The sequence below is a fragment of the Embleya sp. NPDC056575 genome, from assembly GCF_042793325.1.
Lineage (GTDB): Bacteria > Actinomycetota > Actinomycetes > Streptomycetales > Streptomycetaceae > Embleya.
Map to the genome: position 1 here is coordinate 18,101 of NZ_JBHTVA010000041.1, position 17,395 is coordinate 35,495.

The 17,395-nt window shown below is 70.6% G+C and carries 17 protein-coding genes; 8 read left to right on the plus strand and 9 right to left on the minus strand.

The window, feature by feature from the left end:
* Positions 1-309 precede the first annotated feature (309 nt).
* From ACFRCG_RS29215 to ACFRCG_RS29225, 3 genes are read right to left on the minus strand one after another with little or no spacing between them, the layout of a single operon-like run.
* Positions 310-759, minus strand: coding sequence for an STAS domain-containing protein (locus ACFRCG_RS29215; RefSeq protein ID WP_380036881.1), 450 nt, complete (start codon positions 757-759; stop codon positions 310-312).
* Complete coding sequence (locus ACFRCG_RS29220) at positions 744-1,451, minus strand: hypothetical protein (protein ID WP_380036883.1); 708 nt, start codon at positions 1,449-1,451, stop codon at positions 744-746. The genes ACFRCG_RS29215 and ACFRCG_RS29220 overlap by 16 nt, the downstream gene beginning before the upstream one ends.
* Positions 1,448-2,356 carry an RNA polymerase sigma factor gene (locus ACFRCG_RS29225; protein WP_380036885.1) on the minus strand — a complete coding sequence of 303 codons (909 nt, stop codon included), beginning with the start codon at positions 2,354-2,356 and terminating at the stop codon, positions 1,448-1,450. Before ACFRCG_RS29225 ends, ACFRCG_RS29220 begins: the two co-directional genes overlap by 4 nt.
* Positions 2,357-3,466: 1,110 nt before the next feature.
* Here ACFRCG_RS29225 and ACFRCG_RS29230 point away from each other — a divergent pair.
* From ACFRCG_RS29230 to ACFRCG_RS29250, 5 genes are all read left to right on the plus strand, one after another.
* Complete coding sequence (locus ACFRCG_RS29230) at positions 3,467-3,595, plus strand: hypothetical protein (protein WP_380036887.1); 129 nt, start codon at positions 3,467-3,469, stop codon at positions 3,593-3,595.
* Between the two features lie 310 nt (positions 3,596-3,905).
* Complete coding sequence (locus ACFRCG_RS29235) at positions 3,906-4,106, plus strand: hypothetical protein (RefSeq protein WP_380036889.1); 201 nt, start codon at positions 3,906-3,908, stop codon at positions 4,104-4,106.
* A gap of 419 nt (positions 4,107-4,525) precedes the next feature.
* Positions 4,526-4,717 carry a DUF397 domain-containing protein gene (locus ACFRCG_RS29240; RefSeq protein WP_380037009.1) on the plus strand — a complete coding sequence of 64 codons (192 nt, stop codon included), beginning with the start codon at positions 4,526-4,528 and terminating at the stop codon, positions 4,715-4,717.
* A 111-nt stretch (positions 4,718-4,828) separates the two neighbouring features.
* Positions 4,829-5,695, plus strand: a complete 867-nt coding sequence (locus ACFRCG_RS29245; RefSeq protein ID WP_380036891.1) for a helix-turn-helix domain-containing protein — start codon at positions 4,829-4,831, stop codon at positions 5,693-5,695.
* A 105-nt stretch (positions 5,696-5,800) separates the two neighbouring features.
* Entirely contained in the window at positions 5,801-6,163 is a 363-nt protein-coding gene (locus ACFRCG_RS29250; RefSeq protein ID WP_380036893.1) for a UBP-type zinc finger domain-containing protein, read from the plus strand.
* A gap of 212 nt (positions 6,164-6,375) precedes the next feature.
* On the opposite strand, the gene ACFRCG_RS29255 is transcribed toward ACFRCG_RS29250, so the two are convergent.
* Positions 6,376-6,702 carry a thioredoxin family protein gene (locus ACFRCG_RS29255; protein WP_380036895.1) on the minus strand — a complete coding sequence of 109 codons (327 nt, stop codon included), beginning with the start codon at positions 6,700-6,702 and terminating at the stop codon, positions 6,376-6,378.
* Between the two features lie 1,578 nt (positions 6,703-8,280).
* Between ACFRCG_RS29255 and ACFRCG_RS29260 the strand changes: the two genes are divergently transcribed.
* Complete coding sequence (locus tag ACFRCG_RS29260) at positions 8,281-9,384, plus strand: phage tail sheath family protein (RefSeq protein WP_380036897.1); 1,104 nt, start codon at positions 8,281-8,283, stop codon at positions 9,382-9,384.
* A gap of 187 nt (positions 9,385-9,571) precedes the next feature.
* Here the strand turns inward: ACFRCG_RS29260 and ACFRCG_RS29265 are convergent, their stop codons facing one another.
* From ACFRCG_RS29265 to ACFRCG_RS29280, 4 genes are all read right to left on the minus strand, one after another.
* Complete coding sequence (locus ACFRCG_RS29265) at positions 9,572-9,862, minus strand: tyrosine-type recombinase/integrase (protein ID WP_380037011.1); 291 nt, start codon at positions 9,860-9,862, stop codon at positions 9,572-9,574.
* On the minus strand, positions 9,780-10,910 hold the full coding sequence (locus ACFRCG_RS29270) for an integrase (protein WP_380036899.1): 1,131 nt from the start codon (positions 10,908-10,910) through the stop codon (positions 9,780-9,782). The genes ACFRCG_RS29265 and ACFRCG_RS29270 overlap by 83 nt, the downstream gene beginning before the upstream one ends.
* Before the next feature lie 364 nt (positions 10,911-11,274).
* Positions 11,275-11,865: a hypothetical protein gene (locus tag ACFRCG_RS29275; RefSeq protein WP_380036901.1), complete on the minus strand. Its 591-nt coding sequence runs from the start codon at positions 11,863-11,865 to the stop codon at positions 11,275-11,277.
* The gene (locus ACFRCG_RS29280) at positions 11,835-11,984 is read right to left on the minus strand and encodes a hypothetical protein (protein WP_380036903.1); all 150 of its coding nucleotides are present in this window, start codon (positions 11,982-11,984) and stop codon (positions 11,835-11,837) included. The genes ACFRCG_RS29275 and ACFRCG_RS29280 overlap by 31 nt, the downstream gene beginning before the upstream one ends.
* Before the next feature lie 227 nt (positions 11,985-12,211).
* Here ACFRCG_RS29280 and ACFRCG_RS29285 point away from each other — a divergent pair, with 227 nt between their 5' ends.
* A complete protein-coding gene (locus ACFRCG_RS29285) occupies positions 12,212-13,780 on the plus strand; it encodes a tetratricopeptide repeat protein (RefSeq protein WP_380036905.1) in 1,569 nt (522 codons plus the stop codon).
* 481 nt (positions 13,781-14,261) lie between these two features.
* A complete protein-coding gene (locus tag ACFRCG_RS29290) occupies positions 14,262-14,582 on the plus strand; it encodes a hypothetical protein (protein ID WP_380036907.1) in 321 nt (106 codons plus the stop codon).
* Positions 14,583-15,145: 563 nt separating this feature from the next.
* On the opposite strand, the gene ACFRCG_RS29295 is transcribed toward ACFRCG_RS29290, so the two are convergent.
* Positions 15,146-16,927, minus strand: coding sequence for a protein kinase (locus ACFRCG_RS29295; RefSeq protein WP_380036909.1), 1,782 nt, complete (start codon positions 16,925-16,927; stop codon positions 15,146-15,148).
* Positions 16,928-17,395 lie beyond the last annotated feature (468 nt).

A 17,395-nucleotide genomic window follows, 5' to 3' on the forward strand; every position in this document is an offset into this window, starting at 1 on the left:
TCACCAGCGGAGTCCATTCGTGCACGCGGCGGGCCATCCGTCTCGTCGTCCGTCGACGTGGCGACTGCGGCGAGTCATCGCTTTCCTGGTCCATCGATCCTCCTGGGTGGGGAGGCCCGTCGGGTTGCGGGCCCCACAGCTGTGGAGGCCCGCAGGGTGTGGCGTCGTCCGACACGCTGGAGAGGACTTGTGATCGGTCGCGCGTGTCTTCGGACGCCGCGTCACGGGGTCGATCGTCTGTTGCTCGTCCCCCGTGACATACAGGACTTCGATGGAACCGCGGTCTTCCTTCGTGGCCGGGGGTGCCGGTCAATCGGCGGGTCCGGGTAGACCGTCGACGACGGCGAATCCGCCGACCATCTCGAGCAGTCGCAGCGTGAACGGGCGCAGGCACACCAGGCGCATGGGAGTGTCGCGGCGGTCGGCGTGGTCTCGGGCACGTACGAGTTCGCCCACGACGCGGACGTCGAGGAAGGTGACGGCCCGCAGGTCGACGTACACGTCGCCGGCGTGGACGTGCTCCAGGCGGGCGAGTTCGCGCTCCACGGCGGGGAGGTTGGCGATGTCGATCTCCCCGTGCAGGGTGACCACGACCCGTCCGTCGAGGATTCTCGTCGAAGCCGACTGCGGTTGCCCGACGGCTTTGCGCGCTTCCTGTGGCCCGCGGCGTCGTCTGCCTCCCGCGCCGGTCGGGGCGGATCGGGCGCGATGGAGCCGGCGTCGGCGTTCGCCGCAGGTGCCGCTCACGTGGTCGGACACAGCAGTCGCGGGAGTTCGCCCTTGGGGACGCAGATCTCGCCCAGTTCGGGGTGTTCGACGACTTCGATCTCGGATTCGGCCCGGGCCATGTTGGGGATGCAGATTTCCCCGAACTCCGGGTGTTCGACGATCTGGATGTCGACTTCGGCCCGGGCCGCCGAAGTCGCGTCCTCGTCGCCGATGGTCGCGGGGGTGGCGGGCGGGGCCGGGTTGTCGTGGAAGCGATGCCAGTGGGCCGCGATGTCGGGCTCGTCCTCGACCTCGTTGAACAGAACCAGGCAGCGCACGGCCCCGGGTTCCTCCGCCCCGGCGGCGTAGCGCCACCAGAACACGGCTCCGTCGGGGCGGCCCGCCAGGTACAGCAGGCAGGCGAACACGAAGGCGCCGGCGGGCATGGGGAGCTTCACGAAGTCCTCGAGGATCACGCGGGTGTTGGGCCCGGAGACGACGCTGCGGCAGAGGTGCTCGAGCATCGTCGCGGCGCACAGGCGGGCGGCGTGGGCGTCGGCGAAGGAGCCCATCCGTGAGGGTCGTTCCCGGTCGGGGTTGGTGAGGTCGGCCAGGAGTTCGTCCTGGACGATGCGGGAGGTGAGGCGGCGCATGGCCGCGTCGGAGTCGTGGGGGGCGAAGGCGTGGTCCATGGCGCGTCGGTGCTGCCGCAGCACCCGCTCGAGGGGGCCCTGGCGGATCATGCGTTGCCTTTCCCGGCGGGAACCCGTGTGGCCGGGGTGGGTTCCGGCGTCCGGGGGCGCAGGGCTCGGCGGAGTTCCTGGCGCGCGAGTTGGATATGGGTGCGGACGGTGGACATGCTCACTCCCAAGAGGACGGAGACGTCTTGGAGGGACAACCGCATCAGCAGATGCAGGCGGACGCAGGCGGCTCTTCTTTCGGGCATGGCCTCGACGGTCTGGAGGAAGGTCTCGTAGTCGGGGACGGTGTCGCCCGGATCGTCGAGGGTGGGGGTGGTGGAGACGACCTCCCTCGTGTCGGTGGCGGCGAAGTCGGTGGGGATCTCCTCGATCGTGTGTTGGCGGCGGCGCAGTCGATCGACCGCGCGGCTCTTGACGAATCGGTAGGCGACCGCGCGTGGCGTCTCTCGGCCGCGGGCGTCCCAGCAGCGGTAGAGCGCGAACAGCGCGTCGGACGCCACTTCCTCGGCGTCGCGGTCGGAGCGCAGGAATTTGCGGGCGTATCGCGTCAGGTCCCGTTTGTTCGCGCCCCAGAACATCACGAAGTCCTCGGGGGCCTCGACGAGGGTCTCGTCCGGTCGGGAGGGGGCGCAGCGGGTCAGGCTCGTCGCCCGGCGGCGGGATCGACGGTCCGTCAGGCTCGCGCACAGCATGTGGAACGTGCGCTCGAAGCGGGCGTTGGGCGCGATCAGCGGCCAGTCGTGGAACAGGGCCGCCAGGACGACGGTGACGACGTCGCCGGCCGCCTCGGTGGTTTCGCCGTACTCCATGGCGTAGCGCACGAGCAGGGGTTCGATCGTGCCGCAGAACGCGACGAAGTCCGGAGGGAGGCGGTTGGTCAGGTCGATCTCGACGGCTTGCTCGGGCTGGTCGTTCATCGGCGGCCGTTCCTCGCCGGCGTCGGCCACGACGCGCTCCCCTCGCCGTGATCACGCACCCGCCCACAACCGATCGCGTCGCCCGCACACCCCACCGGTCCGGTCGACGCAACGAACCTGGCTATGGCCGCCCACACCTGCTGCCTGACGCTCGACCCGAGCATGTCGCTCAACTCACTTCCCTTCCCTTGGTCCGATCGGCCCCGGCACTCGGCGTCGCGCCGTGAGGCGCCGCCGGGTGCGAGTGCCCTTGCTCGGTACTTCGTTCGGAAAGCTCCGTCTGTCCAAGACAGTCACGCAAAATCTTCGGCTGATCACACAATCGGCAACAGGTTCTCGTTTCACCAGCCCGAATACGGATGGTATTCGGGCAATTGTCGAATTCGGCTTCAGGTCGTCCCCGTTCACATCCCGATCGCACATGCAACGACCGAACCAGTCCTCTCTTCGTCCGGAACCGACCGAGCCTCGCGTCATGAGGCGCGACGGCAGATGCACAGGGCGGACACGCGACCGGATGCCGTCGGTGGCTTCGCTCTCCAGCTATGGCCCCGCCCGGCCGCCTCGTCATGTGCCCTCCGCACCCCGGACGGCACGGAAACGATCATGTTCCGGAATCGACTGCCGAGACGTACGCGACGAGTTGTTCGAACGGCGGGCCGGCATCGTCGCCACGCACGGCCAAGCGAAGTCATGACCCAAGAACCCGCATGGCGCTTCGCCGAGGTCTTCTTCGACGAACCGATCCGCAAGGACGTCCTCGTAGGACTGACCTACGTGACAGCCGAGATGCGGCTTGACGGGGCATAGCTCCATATTCGCGATCACGAGGGCGACGTCGCCATCCCCGCCCATCGTGTCCTCGCCGTCCGCTGGCGGCGGGCACGAACGCCGAACGCGCCCACCGACCGATCGCCGGCTCCCACCGCCTGGGACGCCCTTGGACCCACCCCACGTACGCCCACCGACGGCACCGTCTCGCGGTAGGACCGACACGGCGCACCACCCCGACGACAGGTGCGGACGTCCGACCGAAGCGCGGTCACGGAGCATGCCTTCGGTCTGACAGGATGGGGCCATGGCGCGAGAGACGACGCATGACGAGCGACTGCGGACCTCGAGGCCGAAGCGTTCCGCAACGTGGACTCCCTCGCCGACGCCATCGGCGCCCCCGGCGACCGCAGCATCACACAGCGCCTCGACACCATCGAACGCGTCCTGTTCGCCCTCGCCCGTGCCCAAGGCATCGACCCCGACGACCTGACCTGACCCGTAGACGACAGCAGCCGCAGGTCGGCACGCGTACGCACGACCTCGGCACATCACGTGTGGTCCGCATGATTCGGACCGCGTCCGGGATCTTGTCGGCCGCTGCACCGTCCGTGAGCACTGCTGCAGGGCGGGAGCACCTCGAGGGCACGCGCATCGTCGCCGTTGGATCCAGCCGACCCCGCAGGCACCGATCATGGTCACACCCTTCGCCGAATCCTCGTGCGGCGTTGGGAAGTTCACCCGGAATAGGTGGATGTGTGAGGTCTGTCTTGGTGTCCGTGGAGCCACGGTCGGATGAGGGGGCTCGATGGGCTGGTTCGGGCGTTTCCGAGGTGAGTCCTACTTCGAGGAGGTTGTCGACGAGGGCGAGATCCGGCCCGCGTGCGACGACGACAACGGCCAGGTGTTCCTCGACATCGAGGACGACATCAAGGTCGTCATCGACGGGGTGGTCATCGACGACGAGATCTACGACGCGTGGATCGCATGTGGGGCCGACTACGCATGAACCTCGACGACCTGCCGTAGAGACGACGCGCCCGCCCCAGCGCGGACACGCCCGCACCGGCCGTAGACGGCCGCGGCCAACGTGTCCGCTGTGCAACCGGTGGCACTTTCCGGGGTTGACCCGCATATTTGCCGCCGCACCACAACCGAGGCAATCGAGGCCAAAGAGGCAGACGCCGCACTGCGAACTCGTTCGCGATCGTGTGGCCCCGTCGGGTGTCGTGGAACGGCCACTCTTACGGGGGACTTTGTCCGCTCGATTCTGTGGCTGGCATTTTCGAAATCGGCCCGTGCAATTGCATATGGTGTTGCACGGCCGCGCGTACGCCCCGGTCGGGGCGTGTATATCGGGCGGGCGAGGAAGCGGTGGTGGACGTGCGCGAGAGGGTCAATGGTGCCCCGGCGGCTTCGTTGGGCGTGATGGAGTGGGTCAAGAGCGCGGCGAGTTCCGCGACCGGGCAGTGCGTGGAACTGGGCGTGCTGCCGGGCGGCGGTGTCGCGGTGCGGAATTCGCGGGATCCGCACGGGCCCGCGCTGGTATACACGACGGCGGAGATCGCAATGTTCGTGGCCGGCGCGAAGGCGGGCGAGTTCGACGATCTTCTCGAATAGCGGCTCACTTCTCCGATGAGCGATCCGCGCGGTGTGATCGGCGGACGGGGGTGTGCGCCTTTGGAATACTTTCCAGAACACCCCCCTTTTTGTTCCGCTTGGAGTCGCCGCGTGTCCCTGTCCCCCGACACCGCCCCGGGTGCGCCTCGCGAGGCCGGTCCCGATCCGTTGCCCGATCGGCCGGCTGCGGCGGTGAAGGTGCTGGGGTCGATGTTGCGGGACTTGCGACTGGACAGCGACATGGGACTCAAGGCGGCGGCGGAGGTGGTGCGCGGATCCGCGTCGAAGGTCTCCCGGCTGGAGCGGAGTGAGAGCCCGCCCAAGCACCGCGACGTGATGGAGCTGCTCAAGGCGTATGGGGTGCGGGATCCGGGCACGCCGGCCACGGTCGAGGACTTGCTGCGCAAGGCGGTCCAGAAACCATGGTGGCACCGGTACTCGGATGTGACCCCGGGCTGGTTGCGGCGGTTGATCAGCCTGGAGGAGTCGGCCACGCGGATCAGCACCTGGGAGGTGCACGTGGTGCCGGGCCTGTTGCAGACCTCCGAGTACGCGCGCGCGGTCATCCGCAACGGCCTCCCGGATGCCGACCCGCGCGAGATCGAACGGCGCGTGGCCCTGCGGCGCGGCCGTCAGGATGTGCTGGGCAACGGCCAACGCACGCAGATGCTGATCGCGTTGCTCGACGAGAGCGTGCTGGAGCGTCCGGTGGGCGGCCCGGCCGTGATGGCCGCCCAGATGCGGTTCCTGCTCGAGGCGATCGAACGCCGCTGGATCCAGGTGCGGATCGTACGCTTCGCCGAGTCCGCGACCCTGACCCCGCACTCGGACCCACGCCGCCCGCGACCGTCGACACCGCGACGACCGTGGCGGCAGTGCCGGACGGCCTGGAACGCTGCATTCGGGCGTCACGGGATTCCTCGGCTCATGTCACCATCAACCACGCACGCGATGTCACCGGGCCTGGTTCGCTCTTGAACCACCTGCGGCTTCCTCGTCCGCCGACTCCGGTGACACGATCGTCGCGTGTTCGCCCCCGGGCCGGGCCGGGTGTCGTCCTACAGTGGTCCAGGAGGTGTGGCGATGAGCAACGACGACACGATTCCCGGTATCGATCCGAGTGTTCCCCCCAGTGGTGAGGGTTGCGTGGAGTGCCTGGCCGGCGAGGGTCAGGGGTGGTGGTTCCACCTGCGCAGGTGCGCCGCCTGCGGCCACATCGGCTGCTGTGACTCCTCCCCGTCCCAGCACGCCGCCGCGCACGCACGCTCGGCGGGGCATCCCTTCCTGGCCAGCTTCGAACCCGGCGAGGACTGGTACTGGAACACCGAGACCGAACAGTTCTACGAGGGCCCGCCGCTGGCCGCACCCACCGCCCACCCGACCACCCAGCCCGCCCCGGGACCCGCCGGCCGCGTCCCCAACGACTGGCAGCAACGACTCCGCTGACCCACCACCCGGTGGGCCACCCACAGGCACCTTCGCGTTCACGCGTTCACCGACCCGCGGCACTCGTCCACGCCGGGACTTCGGCGCCTTCGAGCCCGGGTAGGGGTGCCCGGGAAGGGGTTCGCGTGGGGTGGTTCTCGCGAACGTCGGTCCGGCTGTCCGGCGCGGGCCGTCGTCGACGCCCGCTCGGATGTCCGGTCGGGTGCCGCGGGTTACAGGTGCGGGGTGACCAGGGCGACCACCCGCGCCTTGTTCGCGGGACCGATCCAGGTGCCGGCGATCCTGCCGCCCTTGAACACGTGGAGTGTGGGGATCTGGTTGACGCCGTACTTCTGCGTGGTGGTCGGGCTCTCGTCGATGTCGAGCCGGGCGACGGTCAGCCGGCCGGAATACTCCTTCGCCACGTCGACCAGTACCGGGTCGAGCGCCCGGCACACATCGGACCACTCCGCGCGGAAGACGGCCAACACCGGCCCCGTCCCCTTGACCACCCTCGCCTCGAAATCCGCGTCGGTCACGTCGATGACGGTGCCTGCCATGGATCAGTCCTCTCAAGGGGAATGAATCGAACCGCAGTGACCCCAGACTGGCCACAAACGTCGAAACCCGGCGAGCCCCCGCGGCAATCGGGACTCGATCTCACCGACATCCGGCCGAGATGCCCCTCTTGCGTTTCCCCGCGACGGATGGTCACCCCATGCCGTCGAACCGTCGCGGACCGTGCCGGAGGCCGGGCCGACATCGGTCGCCGCCACCGTGTCCTGACCGCCCTGGCCGCATGGCCGAGGACGGAACACAGACCAGCGCCGCCGTCGTCGACCGGGACCGGCCACTCGCCGTCCAGCGGGCCGCCGATCAGCCGACTCCCGGGCCGGGCGGGGTCGGGATCGGGGTCGGGCGTGCGGGGGTCGTGGCCGTAGCGGATCCGGGGCGTCGGGGGTGAGTCGTCATGGGGCGGACACGCCGGTCGGATCGCGAACGGGCGGGCCGGCTCCGGCCCGGCCGGGCGGGGCGCGGTGGGGGATCCGGTGAAATCGCCTACCGGTCCGCGCCGTTCGGGGAGGCGGTGCTGCCGGTGCCCCGGGGAGGGCTGCGTTGTCCCGCCCCCGTGATCTCGGCGATGCCGTCGACGCGGGGTCCGATGCGGGCGGTGGTGGCGACGGTCGGTGCGGCGAGGACGGAGCGGGTGCTCGCCGCAGGTGGGAGCGGAAACGGAAGATCGCCAACACACGGCGTGGATCCACGGCCCCGTTCAGCACGGTCGGACGTGCGGATCGTCGCGGGCGGCGCGGAACACGCACGTCCGGAAGCGACCATCAGGTCGGGGCCGAAGAAGCACTTCACGTCATCCCACGGCAGATCGGGCACACCGCAATGCTGTCCGGCTCCCCACCCGAACACAGCCCGATTTCCCTTGACGAACCCATGGGGGCGCCCTGCGGCGCCGGTTCGGGCTCAGCCACGCCAGGACCCGCCCCCGAACCGAGCCGACAAGTGACTCCACCGCGACCACACACGGCGCAGCGGGCGACGTCATCGGCACCGAACCGGCACGCCGCCGCGGCCGTGGCCGCCGCACGACGACGGCCGAGGGACGACACACGCACGGCGTCCCGGATCGTGTCGGACAAGCCGGGCCTGCGCACGCGCGGCCATCGCGGGCGCGCCGGCCGGACGATCGACAACAGACATGCCCGGCGTGCTTCGCCGTCGGTCGCAGCAGGAACGGCCGCCGACGGGCCTCGGCGCGCGCAGGTGAGGCAGGTGTCGGCCCCAAGGCCTCATGTGCGGTGAGATGTGAGATTCGCGGTGGGGCGGAGGTGCGTCTTGGTACCGGTGGGAGTGTTTCGGGTCGCGCCGTCGAGCGGTGGGACGACGTGGTCGTTCGTGGGTCGGGTCGCCGAGTGCCACGGGCCGGACACCGACACCTCGACGGGTCGGGCGGACAAGGCACCGGGCCACACCCCATGGGCACACCAACCAACCACCCCAGGCTCGGCCCGCGCCGGGGTCCTCGCGGGCCGGGCCCGGTGACGACAACGCGGAATGCAGCGACCGAGAGTCATGGGTGCATTACGCTGCGGCGAGGAAGTGTCGTGACCCGGATGGAGTGTGCGATGGCGGATTCGATGGAACACCCCGGCGTCCACGGCGGCGGGGACGCCCCGTCGGCCCTGACGGTGACGCCCGGCGCGACCGCCGTTCCGGTGTTCCTCGGGGACTTCGCCGCCGCCTTCGAGGGCGTGGTGCGGGTCGACGGCCCGGGCGATCTCGTCCGGGTCGTCGGCGAGGACGCCTCGTCCGGGTTGACGGGCGCGGTGCTGCGCGGGTACTTCGGGAACGGGGGCGGCCACTGCTACCTGGCCGACACCGCCGGAAAGCCCCTGACGGAGGTGCTGACCGCCGTCGAAGCCTTCACCGACGTGACGATCCTGGTGCCGCTCGGCCTGTGGGACGGCGGGGCCGACGCGGCCGGCGAGACCGCGCGGGCCGTGACCGCCTACGCGGCGGCCCACCGGGCGATGGCCATCCTGCACGCCGATCGCGACCACGACGCCCGCCGGGCCCGCGACGCGGCGAAGGCGTTCGAGCTGGGCCTCGACGAGCACGCGCACGCGGCCCTGTACCACCCGTGGCTGGTGCCGTCGGGGGACGGCGCCGAACCGGTGCCGCCCGTCGGCGCCGTCGCCGGGGTGTGGTGCCGGGTCGATCGTGAGCGCGGGGTGTGGAAGGCCCCGGCGAACATCGCCGTCGAGGGCATCGCGCGTCCGTTCCTGGCGGTGACCGACGCCGAGCAGGACGAGGCCCAACCCGTCAACGTCCTGCTCGAGTTCCCGGACCGGGGCACGCTCGTCCGCGGCGCCCGCACGCTCGACACGCACGACGAGCGGTGGCGGCACCTTCCGGTGCGGCGACTGGCCGACATGGTGGAGCGCGACCTGACGAGGGCTCTCGCCTCGGTGGCGTCCGAGCCGAACAGCCCGGCGACGTGGGAAAGGCTGCGGGCTGCGGCGGACCACCACCTGCACGACCTCTGGCAGTGGGGCGCGCTGCAGGGGATGAAACCGCAGGAGGCGTACTTCGTCCAGGTCGGCCGGGACGTCACCATGACCGCAGAACAGGTCGACGCCGGCGAACTCGTCCTGAGAGTCGGCCTCGCCGCGATCCGACCGGCCGAGTTCGTCATCCTCGAATGCACCGGCACGGCCGGCCGGGCCTGACGCCGGCGCCCCCGCACGGGATACGCAGGCGGGAACGAGGGCACCGACGGGCCGGGCCGCGGTGAACGCGGCCTCGGATCTACCGTTCACCCGGAGCCTCGCCGGCGGAGCGTCGACCCTGTCGCGGTCACCCTCGGCGGGGCGGGTGGGACCCACCGGTAGCGGAATACGAACCCGCAGGCCCTCATCACCGGTCTCCCCAGACCGCGTGGAGCGCGGCGTCGAACCCCGGGTCGTGCAGGTCGACGGGCCCATAGACCTCATCGACCACCGCTGTCGACGCCCAGCCGCCCGCGTCCCGGGCGATCAGCAGGTTCCCGTCCGACGCGTCCAGGACCGCGGTGGCGAACGTGTGCCGAAACGCGTGCGGCCGAACCCTTCCCAGCCCCGCGCGCTCACCCGCCCGCTCCAGCGTCCGCCGCGCACCGACAGGCGCCCACGGCTCCCCACAACGGATACCGGCCAGCGAGACCAGCAGGACCCCATGGTTCGCGTCGCGAGGGTACTCGCCCGTCATGTACGCGAAGTAGGTGCACCATCGCCGGACCGACCCGCTTGGTCAACCCACCGGTGACCGTCCCGTCCTCGACCCGCCATGGATGTTTGGTCTTCGCCCGCGCGTTGTTCGCGTTGCCGGCCCGATGGCAGACGTGCAGGTGCGGCGAACGACACTGCCCACACGCCGCGTTCTCCCGCAGGTGCAGGTCCAGAAGGTGCAGCCCACAAAGCTCACCGTCGGACAACCACGTCACCACCATGCGATTCCTTGCCGTGGAGACCATCGTCATCAAACGCTCGCGGGCACCCTCCGGCAGCAACTTGGGATGCCGCGGCTGCGAACCCGCCGGAGCCAGGGGGTTCGCAGGCATCGCCGCCTTCACATGCCCCAGGAAGGCCCGGCGTCGGTCCCGCCGCGTCGGCAGCCGGTGCCGATCCAAGTGCGCGGCGAGTTCCGGGTTGACGCCCAGCACCGCCTGGTGCAGGAAGAACCCCTTCAAACAGGCCGCCGCCGTCCGCAACGCGTCGTGCCCGTACGGCTTCTTGCCCACCCGCCACGGCTCCCCGAGCGGCATGGGCACGTCCGCGCCGACCACGCCCATATAGCGCTCCAGGTCACGCGGCCGCACCCGATCCAGCGGCAGACACTCACGCTCCAGCCAGCGCAGATGATCCACCAGCACGTACGCGTACGTCCGCTGTGTGCCCGAGCCCTCATGCAGCCGCAGGAAGCGATCCGCCTCCCGGTGGACGGCACCCTCAGGCCACACGATCGTCCATGCCCGAGTGCCGTTGCCGTACCGAACGTCTTGGACCCGCAGATCCCCGATCACCAACTCGCGCGCCACGCGTACCTCCGCCCCGACCCGGAACACCGATGACATCCCGAACCCGGTCGGCAAACGAGTACGAGACGCCTCGGTCACAAGCCACGGCGAACAACACGTACAGACTTGGATCAGGTCGGAAAAGCGCAGCACCGGGTGATCGCGGTACCCGGGCGGCACCTGATCGAACAGCCACGCCACGGCGGTCTCCTCCCACCCCGGATCGCCGGGCGGACGCACACCCCGAGGCCACCCGGGCGGCGCGATGCCGTCGCGCCCGGGTGGCGGTGGGGATGGATCTTGGTGCATGTGTCCGAGTATGGGCGCCGTAGCCGGAGTGGCACGCCGCGCCGGTCGTGCAAGGGGTCAGCGGTGGGTGATCCACCACGGTCGCCGGAGCGCCGTTGCCCCGGCTCCTGGATGTGCTCGCGGCCGGACCGGTGTTGCGAGGGGGTCGTCTTCGGCGTTCGGTCGGGCGGCCGGCTCGGGTCGGTGCTCGTGCGTAGAGTGGCGTGCGTACGCGGCTGGCGCCCGACCACCACATTTGGTCGGGCGCCCGCCGTGTTCAGCGTGCGGTCTTCATGCGTTCGAGGACGGCGTCGAAGACGCGCGGGTCGTCGACGAACGCCGCCAACAGGTGTGCCAGGACCTCTTGGCGGGGGATACGACCTCGGTCGGGTCGGTCGGCGAGGGCGACGGCGCGGCGGTCGACGTCGCGTTTGAGGGCCGGGGCAGCGCGGTGGACGTCGGGGCGGACGGTGTCGCCGAGTTTCCAGCCGGCGCGGAGTTTGCTGCATCGCGACTGGCTGATGCCGTGTTCGGTCTCGGCCCATTCCTCGATCGTGCGGTAGCAGCGGTGGGGTTCGAGGCGGTGGGGGAGTTGTCGGAACGGCTTGCCGCGGGCGATGGTGTCGAGGGATTTGCCGGCGATCCAGTGGTCGGTGGAGAGCAGTTCGACGCCGGCGATGCAGTCGGCCAGGCGTGCGTGTTCGGCGGGGGTGAGGTCGTCGGGGGTCTCGGGGTCGACGGACCGTCCGCCGAATCGAACGACGACGCGCCCACGTCGATTCCGCGACGACCGCGTGGTTCCCGGTTGCCGCTGCGGCGGCAACCGGGAGGCACGGGTCAGTCCCGGGTCAGGGTGCGCAGGAGCCATTCGCCGAGTGCGCGGGCCAGGCCCGCCGCGACCGCGGCGCCCAGTGTCCGCGTCCAGCGTGTGCGGGCCCGCCCGCAATCGGGGGCGGAGGTTCGGTCGTTCGTGTCGTCGTGCTGCATCGCGGTGCCCCTTCGGGAGTCGGGTCGGGTGTGGTCTCGGCGCCGTGTGTCCACCGTCGCGGCACCGGGCGTGGGCAGGTCTCCAGATCGCACGGCGCCGGTCGAAGGTCGTGCGCGTACGACAGCAAGTCGTGCGCGATCGATCACCGAACCGCCTGCGGGAATCCGGGCCGACGCGCCAGAATTGGCGCAACCTGGCGGGAGTTGGCACACGAGGGGGCGCCCGGATGGCGATCGCGATGCCCGACGAGAACGCGTTGCCGGCCGGACCGCGGCGCGACCTGGTGGAGGCGGTGCACGCGTTGTACCGCGACGCCGGACGACCGGGCACGCGCGCGATGGCCGACGCCATCACCAGGGATCAGTCCCTGGACGCGACGATCGCGCACGAGACGCTCAACCACCTCTTGCACGGGCGGGCCGTCCCCGACTGGCGGCGCCTGGAATCCACCGTGCGCCATCTCGCGAAGAAGTCGGTCCACCGCCCGGACCCCGACGCCGTCGCCCTGCGCTTCCACGCCCTGTGGGACACCGAACGCGACTCCCGCACCCCGAACCCCGTGCCGACGCCGGTCCCCCGCCTCGCCGATCCATCGGCCACGGCACGCACACCGGACCCGAACCACGGAGGCGAACCACCGCCGGATGCGGAAACGCCTTCCCCGACCACTCCCGAACCGCCGCCGGGGACACCGACGTCACACGCCCCGGAACCCGGCCGGGCGGAGAAGACACACCTGCGGGCGTTGGAGCTGTACCGCGAACTCGGCGACGCCAACGGTCAGGCCACCGCGCTGGACGCGCTGGCCGACATCAAGCGCACGCACGGTCGAGGCGCCGAGGAGGAGGAACTGCGGCTGCGGACGATCGCGTTGTACCGCGACGCCGGCCGGCACACGGCGCACGCCGGCGCTCTGGTGCGACTCGGCTGGGCACAACGCTGGCGACACGACTACCTCGGCGCCGCACACACGCATCGACAAGCACTCGAACTCCACGAGCAACTCGACGATCCCGCGGGGCGAGCCGACGCGCTTCTGGGACTGGGCATCGCGCTCTTGCTCGCGGGCGATCACGCGGACGCCGAACCGGTGCTACGCGAGAGCCGGGAGTGCAACCGCACGCTCGAGCGTCGACAGTCGCAGGCCGAGGCCACGCTGAACCTGGGCAACGCCCTGGGAAAACGGGGCGACCGCGAAGGCGCCGAGGCACTCCACGCCCAAGCCCTCGAGCTCTACCGCGACCTCGACGACCCCCACGCCCGGGCCCGCGGCCTCGACGCGCTGGGCGACGCCCGACGCGACCTCGACGACCACGCGGGCGCCGAACCCCTACATGCCGAAGCCCTCGGGTTGTACCGGGACGTCGGCGACCGCTACGGCCAGGCCAACGCCCTCACCGGCCAAGGCCGGGCACTCCGGGCCCTCGGGAACCACACCGAAGCCGAACCCCTGCACCGCAAGGCCCACCGATTGTGGGAGGAAGCGGGCAGCCACCGCGGCCGCGCCGTCGCCCTCCTCGACCTGAGCCACATCCGAAACGCGCTCGGCGACCACTCCCAAGCCACGTCGCTGCAACGACAGGCACTCGAACTGTTCACCGAACTCGACGACGACCACAGCCGCGCCGACACCCTTCTGGCCCTGGGATGCACCCATCAGTACCTGGGCGACCACACCGGCGCGGAACCCCTCCTCGAACAGGCCCTCGACCTGTATCGCGCATTCGGCGACCGCGCCCAACAGGCCCGGACACTCACCGCCCTCGGCCACACCCACAACGCCCTCGACCGATAGACACACCGCCGCGCCGACCCCGCATCCTTCGCACCCGGCGGACTCGGCATCCCGTCCCACCGCCTTCATCGAACGCGGCGTCCCCACCGACGAAGACCGACAACGCGAGGAGTCGCGCATCCTCCTCGCCGCGCGCCTTGACGACCGGGACGGCGCCGCGGGGACCGGACGGGCGCCACCCGGCGTCTCGACGGTGGGTGACGCTTTCACTACCGGCGCGGGTCGCCGCGTTGCCCGGCCGGGCATCCCGATCCCGACGCGATCCAGGTGCCGCCGAAGCACGACGAGACACGTGAACGCGCCGTCCTCGAATGCGGGTGGGGGGAAACCCGCGCCGACACCATGCCGCCGAACCCGGATCCCGCGCGGCGGCCAAAAGAGCCGAAAGGACCGGCTCCAAGCTCACGCGCTGCGATGCTGAACCCACGAAAAGTCTCGACGTCCGGACACCACATCCCATGCGGAGTGAGAGGCGAAGGCGATGACCGAACCCGACTACGGCTTCTGGCACACGCCCTACGACTCCGAGCGTGCGTTCATGGAGCCAGGCAGGGTCCCCTACCTGCACCAGCAAGTGATCATCGAAATGCAGCTCGACGGGACCGCACGCGAAGTCGACATCCACCCCACGTCGGTCAGGAGGGCGGCCCTCGACGACGGTGGCGAGATCCTGGAGTTCACGGTGAACGCGTCGACCCAGGTCGCGGGTCAGGCCCGGAACGTTCGGGTCGGACGGATCTGGATCACGGTTCCCCCCGGCGCGAATGCGGTCCCGAAGATCGTCAAGATAACCCCGGTATAGGCGTTTGCATCCGGAAAGAGTCGCCTCACGGCGGAAGGCGCACTGTGACTCCGGCGAACCGCCCGGTCCCGACTGCCCGAGGTCGGCAGCATGCGGCGGTGAGTACGTCGGGCAGGCCGCGGCAGGGTTGGGGACGCCCGGATAGTCGTCGTCGCCCTCGACGCGCAGTCGGCGCATCACGGTCTCCAGGCGGTGGGGCAGGCGGGGACGGTCGCCGCGTTCGCACTGGGCCCGGACGGTCTCGCGTGCGTCGGCGGGCAACGGCGGGCGGTCGTCCTCGGCGGGTGTGAACGGCGGTGGTGGGGTGGCCCGGGTGAGGGCGGACAGCACCCGGGCCCGGTCCAGCCGGTACTCGGGGTCGCGGGCCTCGCCGCGGCTGCGGTGTTTGAGGTACAGGCACCACGCGGCGTGGTGGTTGCCCGCGCCGGCGGCGAACCGCCACCAGAACATCGCACCCTCGTCCCGGCCGGACATGCGGTATCCCTGCGGCTCCACGCAGCCAGGGTCACGTCGTGTCGGTCTTTGTGGCGGGTACGTCGTTTCGCGCTGTGGGCCGGTGGCTTCTAACGAGCGGTGGTCTTCCTGGTGGTGTCGCGGTGGATGTATGCGGCTATGGTCAGGGCGGCTGTCAGGTGGAAGAGCCGCAGCGCGAAGTAGGTGGGGTGGGCGTCGTGGTCGGCGTCCGGGGCCGCGTGCAGGTTGACGAGGCAGGCTGCGGCGAGGACGGCTCCCGCGTAGCCTGCGAGCCGCGTGGGCATCCCGGAGCCCGGTGCGAGTGCCGCGGTCGCCGCCAGGGTCGCGGCCAGTCCGACGAGGACACCGACGCTCATGGGGCCGTCGCCGCCGACGACCTTCATGACGGTCCAGTACGTGCCGACCTTGTGCGGATCCAGGTAGGCGGGCTGGAACAGGGTGATCGCGAACAGGACGAGCAATCCGGCCGGGAGAACGAATCGTTCCCCGGGCTGGGCCGGCCTCGCCCGGGTGCGGATGTCGCGGTGGATGTACAGGGCGATGGTCAGGGCCGTCGTCAGGTAGAAGAGCCACATTCCGACCAGGGTCGTCCGGTCGTTGCCACCGAAGTCGTAGTAGGGCGGGTTGGAGGATGCCAGCCACAGGAGACACCCCAACGCGAGGGCCCACCCCGCATGGCCCACCAGGCGCGCCCACGCCGTGTCGCCCCGGGTGAGCGTCACGGACGTCAGGAGGGTCGTTGCCAGACCGGCGAACACGCCCTGGCCGGGGAGACCGCCGTCGCCGAGGGCGTCCTTGACGCTCGTTCCCCCGTAGGCGGGCAGGAAGAGGGCGACCGCGAACAGCGCGAGCAGCAGCGCCGGACCGAGGAGTCTTTCCCGAACATCGTCTCGTTCCGGTCCGGTTGTCGGTTCCTGTCCGCTCGAAGGGATCTCCGTGGCATCGCCGCGGACGGTCTCCGGTGCGACGGGAGGTGGTGGGAACGTGCGCCGCGAGGGCGTGGCGGTGATCGCGGTCGCGGCGGACAGACCGGAGGCGGCGAGGGTGGCCCCGAGCCGGTCGAGCCGTTCGAGGACCTGTTCGGCGGTCTGGGGGCGGTGTTCGGGTTCGCGTTCGAGGAGTTCGGCGACCAGGTCGGTCAGTGCCGGTGGCAGGCCGGGGCGCAGGGTGTCCAGGTGCGGGGCGGCCTCGGTGAGTTTGCGTTGCATGATCGCGAAGCCGGTGTGGCCGGTGAACGGTGGGTGTCCGGTGAGGAGGGCGAACAGGACGCTGCCCAGGGCGTAGAGGTCGGAGCGTTCGTCGCCGCGTTCGGTGAGGAACTGTTCGGGTGCGCCGTATTGGGGGGTGCCGGCGGGGGCGAGTTGGGAGGAGGCGGCGAGGGTGAAGGCGGTCTGGACGAATCCGGCGATGCCGAAGTCGACGACCTTCACGGCGCCGTCGGGGGTGATCATGACGTTGTGGGGCTTGATGTCGTAGTGGACGACGCCGGCGCGGTGCGCGGCGGCCAGCGCCGTGCAGATCTCCCGCGTGACGGCGAGCGCGTGATCCGGCTCCAAGGGCTGCCCGTCGCGAATGTATTCGGCGAGGTCGGCCCCGTCCACCCGTTCCATGACAAGGAACCACAGGTCCTCGTGGATGCCCCGGTCGTACAGGGCCACCACGTTGGGGTGGTTGATCTGCGCGGCGGCCACCGCCTCGCGTTCGAACCGGCGTGGCAGGTCCGCATGCATCGCCCGGTCCAGGAGCAGCATCTTGATCGCCACGTCCCGATGCAGCATGCGGTCACGTCCGGCCCACACCTCGCCCATCCCGCCGCGCCCGAGCCGTTTCACCAACTCGTAACGCCCCGAGACCAGTTCTCCGCGTTCCATGCGCCACCCCCGACGACACAAGCCAAAGCCGACCCACAGAGTAGGGGCCACCGCCCCCTGGCGAGGAGGCGTCAGGGCTTTCGTCCCGGGCGCTGGAGGCGACCGTTCGCGAGGCTGCGGCTGCCGTCGTGGCCTCGGGTCCCCGATCGACACCCGGTCGCGGATGCCGGGGAGGCGTTGATCAAGCCTGGGGCGATGGTCTTCGTCCGCCGCCCGAAAACGGTCCGGTGATCGCCCGTCCCACTGTGCGCGTCGTGGTCCGGGACACGATCGTCACGTGCCGCGCGAGCGGATCGCGGAGCGTGTCCGAGACGACCCACCGCTCGCCCGGTGCGGGCACCCGGCCGCGCGACGGACACTGCGGGGCGGTTCGCAACCCGTCCTGCCGCGATGCGAAGGCCGCGCGAGCACGACGAGACACCACAGCCCCGCGCTCCGGCCCCACGGCGTTCCCGTCGCTTCGTTCCT